Annotated in this window: 8 protein-coding genes; 5 read left to right on the plus strand and 3 right to left on the minus strand. The window is 65.6% G+C overall.

Features of this window, described 5'->3' with window-relative positions; all coding sequences use genetic code 11:
• The first annotated feature begins 113 nt into the window (after window positions 1–113).
• From I5M_RS12985 to I5M_RS13000, 4 genes are all read left to right on the plus strand, one after another.
• A complete protein-coding gene (locus I5M_RS12985; protein ID WP_159103996.1) occupies window positions 114–1,055 on the plus strand; it encodes an ABC transporter permease in 942 nt (313 codons plus the stop codon).
• Window positions 1,052–2,017: an ABC transporter permease gene (locus I5M_RS12990; protein WP_022721792.1), complete on the plus strand. Its 966-nt coding sequence runs from the start codon at window positions 1,052–1,054 to the stop codon at window positions 2,015–2,017. The genes I5M_RS12985 and I5M_RS12990 overlap by 4 nt, the downstream gene beginning before the upstream one ends.
• Window positions 2,018–2,045: 28 nt before the next feature.
• Complete coding sequence (locus I5M_RS12995; RefSeq protein WP_022721793.1) at window positions 2,046–2,798, plus strand: carboxylesterase; 753 nt, start codon at window positions 2,046–2,048, stop codon at window positions 2,796–2,798.
• Between the two features lie 146 nt (window positions 2,799–2,944).
• Window positions 2,945–4,138, plus strand: a complete 1,194-nt coding sequence (locus I5M_RS13000; protein ID WP_022721794.1) for a CaiB/BaiF CoA-transferase family protein — start codon at window positions 2,945–2,947, stop codon at window positions 4,136–4,138.
• 212 nt (window positions 4,139–4,350) lie between these two features.
• On the opposite strand, the gene I5M_RS13005 is transcribed toward I5M_RS13000, so the two are convergent.
• Window positions 4,351–5,304, minus strand: a complete 954-nt coding sequence (locus I5M_RS13005; protein WP_083909576.1) for a helix-turn-helix domain-containing protein — start codon at window positions 5,302–5,304, stop codon at window positions 4,351–4,353.
• 141 nt (window positions 5,305–5,445) lie between these two features.
• Between I5M_RS13005 and I5M_RS13010 the strand changes: the two genes are divergently transcribed.
• The gene (locus I5M_RS13010; protein ID WP_022721796.1) at window positions 5,446–6,453 is read left to right on the plus strand and encodes a carbon-nitrogen hydrolase family protein; all 1,008 of its coding nucleotides are present in this window, start codon (window positions 5,446–5,448) and stop codon (window positions 6,451–6,453) included.
• A 333-nt stretch (window positions 6,454–6,786) separates the two neighbouring features.
• On the opposite strand, the gene I5M_RS13015 is transcribed toward I5M_RS13010, so the two are convergent.
• The gene (locus tag I5M_RS13015; RefSeq protein ID WP_022721797.1) at window positions 6,787–7,461 is read right to left on the minus strand and encodes a hypothetical protein; all 675 of its coding nucleotides are present in this window, start codon (window positions 7,459–7,461) and stop codon (window positions 6,787–6,789) included.
• A 213-nt stretch (window positions 7,462–7,674) separates the two neighbouring features.
• Entirely contained in the window at window positions 7,675–8,262 is a 588-nt protein-coding gene (locus I5M_RS13020) for a TetR/AcrR family transcriptional regulator (RefSeq protein WP_040771697.1), read from the minus strand.
• Window positions 8,263–8,354: the final 92 nt, after the last annotated feature.

An 8,354-nucleotide genomic window follows, 5' to 3' on the forward strand; every position in this document is an offset into this window, starting at 1 on the left:
GCACGGCGCGTTCGTCGGCGAACTCGACGGCAAGTCGGCCAGCGAAGAGGCGATCCTCAATCTCGCTCTGCCCGGCGGCTCGCCGGCGCATCATGCGGCGTGAGGGTGGTGCCATGACTCGCGTATCGATGGCACGCGTATTCAATCCACGGTTCGGAAGCTCGCCGATCAGCCTTGGCATTCCGATCGTCGTTTTCATCTTTCTGATCTTCGCCGCCCCGCATTTCATCGGCGGCGAGAACCTGTCGAATCTCGTCAATCAGATCGTCGTGCTGCTGATCGGCTCGCTCGGTCAGCTTGTCGTCGCGCTGGTCGGCGGCATCGATCTGTCGATTGGCAGCCTCGTCAGCCTGACGAGCTGCGTGCTCTCGACTCAGGATAGCCTCGTCACCGCGATCCCGCTGTGCATTGGGCTGGCGGTCTTGGTCGGTACCGCCAACGGCGTCGGCACGGCCGTGTTCGGCGTGCACCCGCTGATCATGACGTTCAGCATGGCGACTTTCCTGCAAGGCGTTGCTTACTTCATTCTGCCGGCGCCGAGCAGCGCGATTCCAGCCGGCTTGCAGGCGCTCGCCCAATCGAACATAGGTGGCGCGCCGATCGCGATCGTCTGGTGCGTGGCGGCGGTCGGCGTCACCTATGTGCTGCTGCGGCGCAGCCAGCTCGCGCTGCATTTCTACGCCATCGGCGCCAGCCCGCCCAATGCGCATCTCAACGGGCTGCGCGTCGTGCCTTCGATCATCGCGGCCTACATCTTCTGCAGCCTGTCGGCCGTGTGTGCGGGGCTGTTTCTGTCGGCGCGCGTCGCCTCGGCAGATCCGACGATGGGCGGCCCGCTGGCGCTGGATTCAATCACCGCGATTGCGCTCGGCAATGTTCAGCTCAGCGGCGGCATCGGCGGCGTGCTCGGCGCCGTCACCGGCGCGCTGACGCTCGGGCTGCTCGCCAACGGCATGAATCTGATGGGGATCTCGCCCTTCGTGCGCAGCGCCTTCACGGGCGTGCTGCTGCTGGTCGCGATTTCGCTGCAGAAACGAAAGGTCATCGGGCTGTGACGACTGTCGCTGAACCGCGCGCGGCCAGCCCGATCGCGGCGACCTGGCGCTGGCTTGTGGGCCTGCCGCCGGCCTATCCGTTGCTCGCGATCCTGCTTGGCATCGCTTACTTCACCCACCCGCATCTGCTGGCGCCGCTGTTCCTGATGCTGATGCTGCGCCAGGCGGCCCCGCTTGGCCTTGCGACGATAGGACAGAGTCTCGTCATTCGCTGCCGGTCGATCGATCTGTCGTCCGCTGGCATCATGGCGGTGACGAGCTACATTCTCACCAGCGGCACGGTGCCGGTGCCGCCGCTCGCGGCGATCGCACTGTGCATTCTGGTCGGCCTGTTCATCGGCTTCGTCAACGGCGTGATCATCACCGTCCGCAAGGCCTCGGCTGTGATCGTGACGCTGGCGATGTCGATCATCCTGACCGGCGTCGTGATCGCGTTCAGCCAGTTTCGCGCACCCGGCGACGTTCCCCAGATCCTGAAAGACGTCGTCACCAGCCGCATCGGCGGCATCCCAGTGGCGCCGATGCTGTGGATCCTGGTGCTGTTTCCGCTGTACTACGTCGATCGCTTTACGGTGTTCGGCCGTTACGTTCGCGCCGTCGGCTCCAATCCGCTCGCCGCCGAGATGTCCGGCGTTCCGCATGCCCGCATCGTGCTCGTCGCCCATACGGTGTCGGGCCTGTTCTCGGTGCTGAGCTGCTTTTTCCTGCTCGGCTTCGTCGGCGTCGGTACCGTCAATATCGGACAGGATCTCGCACTCAATTCACTGTCGGCCTCGATCCTCGGCGGCGTCAATTTCGGCGCCGGCAAAGGCGGCATGTGGGGCCCGGCCGCGGCCGCCTTCATGCTGACCTTCCTGTTCAACTTCCTCACCAGCTTTGGCCTCGGCGAGCCGGGCAAGCTGATGCTGCAGGGATTGATCGTGATCGTCGCGGCCATCGCTTATTCAAAGCGTCAAACCTGACGACGACGAACATCGAGAGGAGCCTTAGATGAGTGATGCAGTCCTGGCCGGCGCGGAGCCGTTTTCGTTTGACGGAGGCAAGATCGGCGTCCTGCTGGTCCACGGTTTCACCGGCAGTCCGCAGAGCATGCGCTATCTCGGCGAACGCCTTGGTGAAAAAGGCTACACGGTGCTGGGGCCGCGTCTGCCGGGCCATGGCGTCTCACCCGCCGCGATGGCGAAGACCACCGCGGCCGATTGGGTCGCCGCCGCCGAGGATGCGCTGCTCGAAATCTCGGCGAAGTGCGACAAGGTCTTTGTCGCGGGGCTGTCCATGGGCGGCACGCTGTCGCTGTATCTCGCTGCGATGCATCCGGACAAAGTCGCTGGCGTGATTCCCATCAATGCGGCGGCCCAGATTGAATCGCCCGACATGGCGGCGATCGCTTATGCGCGAGATATGCCCGACTTCATCCCGGGCATCGGCTCCGACATGATGGATACTGACACCAAGGAGCTGGCCTATCCCGAGGTTCCGGTGGTCTGCATGAAGCACGCGATCGGCCTTGCGGCGACCGCACGTGCATTGTTGTCCCGCATCAAGTGTCCGACGTTCGTGATCAACTCGCGCGTCGACCATGTGCTGTCGCCCAACAACGCCAACGTCATCGCCAACAATGTCGGCTCCGACCGCATCGAGCTGTTGTGGCTCAACCGCTCCTACCACGTCGCCACCATCGACCACGACAAAGACCTGATCGCCGCCGAGGTCGACGGCTTCGTGCGCCGCTACGGCAAGTAGCCACGCGCGCATCACGGGCGGTTCGACACCGGGTGGCCTTCGGGGTATGAGCGAGACCCCGCCGGCATCGCGTGGGCGATGCGGCCAAGAAGGAGATCCCGCATGGGACAGCAGCGGCATGAATCAGCCGGGTGGGCCGGCACGCCATGACCAAACCGACCGGGCCGCTCGCCGGCATTCGCATCCTCGATCTCACCAGCGTGCTGTTCGGCCCCTATGCGACGCAAATCCTGGGCGACTGGGGCGCCGACGTCATCAAGGTGGAGACGCTCGGCGGCGACACGTGGCGCTACAGCGGCTCGTTCCGCAATCGCGGCATGAGCGGCCACTTCATGGCGGTGAACCGCAACAAGCGCGGCGTGGCGCTCGACCTCAAGCATCCCGGCGGCAAGGCGGCGCTGCGGCGGCTGATCCCGAGTGCCGACGTGCTGGTTACCAATGTGCGGCCGGTCGCGATGGCGCGGCTCGGCTTCGGCTATGAGGAGTGCGCCGCGCTCAATCCGAAGCTGATCTACGCGGCGGCGACCGGCTTCGGTCAGGACGGCCCATGGGCGGCGCGGCCGGCGTTCGACGAGATCATTCAGGCTTCATCCGGCCTCGCGTCGTCGGTCGGATCGGACGATGCGCCGCAATTCGTGCCGAGCCTGATCGGCGACAAGATCTGCGGTCAGGCGCTCGCCGGCGCAGTGTCGGCCGCGCTGTTCAGTCGCGAGCGCACCGGCAAGGGCCAGTTCGTCGAAGTGCCGATGCTGGAAACCATCGCCGGCTTCAACAGCATCGAGATGCTCGGCGGCTACGCGTTCGATCCGCCGATCGGTCCCGCCGGCTACAAGCGCATGAAAGAGCGGAAGCCGGTGCGCACCAAGGACGGCTGGATCACCATGCTGCCGTACTCCGGCGACAACTGGTGCGCGTTCTTCACCGCGGTCGGCCGGCCCGAGCTCATCGAGGAGCTGCAGGTGAACGATCCGGTGGCGCGCGCCGAGCATATCGACCGAATCTATGCGGCGATGCACGAGATCGGCCCGAGTCGCACCACGGCGGAGTGGCACGAGTTGCTGCTACGCCTCGACGTGCCGCACACGCCGTTCGCGAAGATCAGCGAGATCACCGAGCACGAGCATCTCAAGGCGGTCGATTACTTCACCACCATCGATCACCCGAGCGAAGGCAGGACCATCCAGCCCCGGCCTGCCACCAAGTTCTCCGAAGCCCCGCCGAATATGCACCGCCCGACGCCGAGGCTGGGCGAACATTCGCGCGAGGTGTTGGCGGAGGCGGGTTACAGCAGCGCGGAGATCGACGCGCTGATTGCCGCGAAGGCGGTGGGGGAGGGGTAGAGGTTACGACGTGTCCACGGCTGCAGCCGTGAGATGAGCGAGTCAGTGTGCTCGGGTCGCCCTCACCCCAGCCCTCCCCCGCAAGCGGGGGAGGGAGTGAGGCTTCGTGCTTGAATTAGTAGGGTGGGCAAAGGCGCGCAGCGCGGTGCCTACGTCTGCGAGCCTTCGCGTGGGCACGCTTCGCTTTGCCCACCCTTCGAGTTGCACGTCTGCTACTTGCCGCTCGTCCGCCGCCAGTCGCGCGGTGACGTCTGGAAGCGCTTTCGGAATAGCGTCGAGAAATGCGAAAAGTTGTTGAAGCCGTTGCGGAGCGCGATGTCGCTGACCGTAAGTCCGGCCTTGCGTCGATCGGTCAGCTCGTCCGCCGCCATCTGCAGCCGCGTTTCGCGGATGGCGTCGCTGGCGGACGTGTCTTGCGTGGCGAAGATTTCATTGAGCCGGCGCACCGATACGCCGACGGCCTGGGCCAGTGCGATGCGATCGAACTGGGCATCCCTGAAGTGATGCCGAATGGCGGCTTGCGAACGCAGGAGCAGCATCTGCGTCGAGGAGGATAGTTCGCCGGCGCCCGGCGCCGATGCGCTGGACAGCGCCGCCGAAAACAGGCCCGCCAAAACATCCGCCACATGATCGTTCAGCCGCTCGTTGCCCTCCGGCGTGTACTTGCCGAACTGAATGATACTCTGGCCGATCAGATGCCCCGAGCCTGTGCTGCCGTCGATCCGCCGGCCAAGCGCCAGTTCGGCGTCGGGCATCCGGCGCAGCAAGGCGGCTTTGGGAATCTGCAGCACGATCTGGCGAAAGCCATCCTGCATGCTGAGTTCGTAAGGCTCTGTGCTGCTATAGGCCGCCATATCGCCGGGGCGCAACGTGGTGCGCTCGCCGCGCTGACTGATCGTCGTGGTCTGCTCGAGCTGCAGACTGAGCAGGAAGAATTCCTCGGTCGCGCGGCGGATATCACGTGGGCGCCGGATGACCTTGCCGCCGGTCCCGCTGACTTCAGACACCGACAGGTCGGAGAGGCGCCTGATCTCGATTGCGCCGCGGACCTCGGGGGTGGTCCCGATCTCGCAGTCGAGCTGCACGTAGTTGGCGCACACCACCTCGCGCCAGTAGGCGATCCGATCCCGGGGAGGGACGAGGTCAGTGTCGTATCGTGCGAGCATTGCCGGGGTCGCCTGCAAGTGACCGACGTGACGTTATCGGGCTCCGCCCGGATTCACAACAAATGACGCCCAAACGGAAAAGCCCGGCACTGTCGGCGAGGCTAGATTTGCTGAAACCGTCATCGCTCGAAGAGGCCAGCAATGCAGTCGTCTCGGCAATTCAAAGTCGCAGCCGTACAGGCCGCACCCGCATTCCTCGACCTTCGGGCCGGTGTCTTGAAGGCGGTGGGACTGATCGAGCAGGCGGCGCGGCAGGGTTGCAAGCTCGTCGTGTTTCCCGAGGTCTGGTTGCCGGGCTACCCCAATCACATCTGGATGGGACCGCCGGCCTGGGCGATGCAGTTCGTCGGCCGTTACTTCGATAACAGCATGCAGGCGGGCGGCGAGGAGGATCGCGCGATCGCCGAGGCGGCGCGGCGCAACGGCATTCAGGTGTCGCTCGGCGTATCGGAGCGCGACGGCGGCAGCCTGTATATTGCGCAGTGGCACTACGCCGAGACCGGCGAGATCATCAAGCGCCGCCGCAAGCTGAAGCCGACCCATGTCGAGCGCAGCGTGTTCGGCGAAGGCGACGGCAGCGACCTCGTCGTCAACGCCACCTCGCTCGGCCGCGTCGGACAGTTGTCGTGCTGGGAGCATCTGCAGCCGCTCAGCAAATATGCGATGTACAGCCAGAACGAAGAAATCCATTGCGGGGCGTGGCCAGCTTTGTCGCTGATTTCCGACGAAGCCTATGCGCTGGGGCCGACCGTCAACAACGGCGCCGCGATGATTTATGCGGTGGAGGGCGGGTGCTTCGTCGTCGCCGCCACCGCGCTGGTCGACGAGGCCCAGCGGGATGTGCTGTGCCAGGGCCAACCGATGTTGGAAGCGATGTGCCATCTGGGCGGCGGCTTTTCCCGGATCTACGCGCCCGACGGCCGCTCGATCGGCGCCAATCTCGGGTCGGACGAGGAAGGGCTGGTCGTCGCCGACATCGATCTGAGCCTGATCGCCTACGCCAAGGCCTCGGCGGATCCGGCCGGCCACTATTCACGTCCCGACGTGACTCGGTTGTTGTTCAACAACAAGCCGGCCCGCCGGGTCGAGTATTTCTCGGTGCCGGCCGAAGGTGCCGTGACGTCTTCGTTCGAACTGATCGGCAAGTAAGGCGCGCAGAACGGCGCGCTCGGTGGGGGGAGCAAAGACAAAGGCTCCTACGTGTTCACGGGCGCAACCGGGAGATTACCGAGTCAGTGCTCGGGTCGCCCTCACCCCCTCCCTCCCCCGCAAGCGGGGGAGGGAGTCCGCCACAAGCGTGTCGACGCTTTCGTTCATTCGAAGCGTAGCTGCGCCCACAGCGCGCCCCCTCTCCCGCTTGCGGGAGAGGGAGGGGGTGAGGGCGACGCGGGCACGGACTGCGTAGATTCCTGACAGTTCAGACCGGGGTGATTGTCGACAGTCCACACTGCATTGGAGGTAGCACCGGGGCCGCGGTCGTCATCACCGCCACCGTCGTTCGCGTCTGGCCTTCGGCGGGTGCAGTGCGGGATGATCCTCCGCCGGCGCATACGCGTCCTCGACCAGCTCCATCGCTTCATGCGGCACGGCATCGATCGTCACGCCGCCACGGTGGAAGTCTTTGATCGCGGCGCGCACGGCTTCGTCGCGGGAGACCCACCAGGAGACGGGGCGTGGGTTGAAGCCGGGGATGCGGCGGGGGCGGTGGCGGCCCATGGCTTCGAGGCGGGCCAGCTTCAACACCTGCAGCGCGCCCATCAGCCTGTCGACATCGACCTGCGGCGCCGCTTCGAGTTCGCGGACGGCGCGATCGGCGAGAACGCGTAGTCGCTCGGCCAGCTTGCGCATTTTGAGCTTCTGGCTGGCGCGCGGGCTCGGTACCGTGTCGGTGGCGCGCGGCGCGAACAGCGGACGCTTCCAGCCGCCGTCGCGGGTCCAACGGCAGATGCTGGCGCGGCCGACGCCGGTCTTCTTGCTGATCTCGCCGTAGGTCAGCGTCGTCTGTTCGATCAGCCGCTGGACCTGCGCGACCTTGCCGTCGGTATGCGGCCGGCGCGAGCCACGTGGCCGCGGCGCCTGCATCGGCTCGTCGCCATCGGCGACGTCGCGGGTGACGCGGAGGCGGTAGATCGGCGGCTCGTCATAGCGGATCGGCATTCCGAGGAAAATATACCCAAAACAGTCACTGCGCAAGTTGGGCGGCGGTCGCGATTTCGTTTCTGCTTCTGAGTTGACGAGGCGGCTGCAATTTGGCCGTAGGGTGGGCAAAGGCGCGGAGCGCCGTGCCCACGTTAGCGGTGTTTCAGAAATAACTGAATCCGGACGTGGGCACGCTTCGCTTTGCCCACTCTACGGTATCGCTCGCGCTAACTACCTCGGCAAAATCGCCGCGCAGGCGCGCCCCGCAACATCCGCTGCTCCGGCGTCGCGTGTGACCAGCGCCATGACGATGGCGCCGTCGATGACGAGGCCGAGAGTGTGGGCAATCTCGGTCGGCTCTTTGATCCCGGCTTCGGTGCAGAGTGCGGTGAGGCGGTCGATCACCACGGTCTTGTGGGCGATCGCCAGCTTGCGCATGCGGTCGTCGGCCTTGTCGCTTTCGCCGACCGCATTGATGAACGGGCAGCCGTAGAAATCCGGCCGCGTGAACCAGTCGTGCAGGGCAGGGCCGATGCGGCCGAGGCGGTCGCGGGCGCTGCCGCCGGGGCCGTCGATCGAATCGAGAAACCAGCTGCGCCATTCGGCGCCTTCGCGCTCGAGCACGGCTTCGACCAGGCCGTCCTTGGAGCCGAACAGCTTATAGAGCGTCGTCTTGGCGGTGCCGGCGTGTTCGATGATGGCATCGACACCCACCGAATTGATGCCGTAGCGGCAGAACAGCGCGCGGGCGCTGTCGATCAGCCGGTCGCGCGGCGACAGCCGGGGCGCGGTGGCTTCGGCAATCGGGGAATCGCTCACGGAGGCACTGGCTGAACCCATCTGTCGCACATAGCGCGGCGTTCCCCCGGGCGCAATCCGGGATACCGAATGGTCTGTTCATGGCCTCTGCA

Origin of the sequence: Rhodopseudomonas sp. B29, from assembly GCF_000333455.1 — a bacterium.
Classification (GTDB): domain Bacteria; phylum Pseudomonadota; class Alphaproteobacteria; order Rhizobiales; family Xanthobacteraceae; genus Rhodopseudomonas.